The 328-nt window shown below is 49.7% G+C and carries 1 protein-coding gene; it reads right to left on the bottom strand.

The window, feature by feature from the left end; all coding sequences use genetic code 11:
• The coding region (locus R3I13_RS27000) for a cadherin-like domain-containing protein (protein WP_346321113.1) at positions 1-328 on the bottom strand (328 nt) is incomplete at both ends.

Here is a 328-nt window from a genome sequence, read left to right as displayed (position 1 = left end):
CCTTCCAGATCAGTATCATTGCTAAGCACATTGCCTGATACAGGTGTGCTTTCATTCGTCGTTACAGAGTCTGCTATTGCTACCGGCACATCATTCACAGCAGTAATAGTGAATACCACCATTGCCGTATCCATCAATCCACCCCGATCAGCGATCGTGTAATAAGCGGTGTCGCTGCCGGAGAAGTTTGGAGCGGGTGTGTAAGAGAAAGAACTGTCCAAACCAAGTGTCAGCAAGCCGTTACGTGGCGCTGCCAATATTGCAACAGTCAATGTATCGCCGTCAGGATCGGAGTCGTTGCCCAGGAGACCTGGTGATGGTACATTCA

This window comes from Chitinophaga sp. YIM B06452 (genome assembly GCF_039655965.1).
Taxonomy (GTDB): domain Bacteria; phylum Bacteroidota; class Bacteroidia; order Chitinophagales; family Chitinophagaceae; genus Chitinophaga.
Note: the sequence above shows the minus strand (reverse complement) of the source record. Positions and strands in the feature narration are given on the sequence as shown.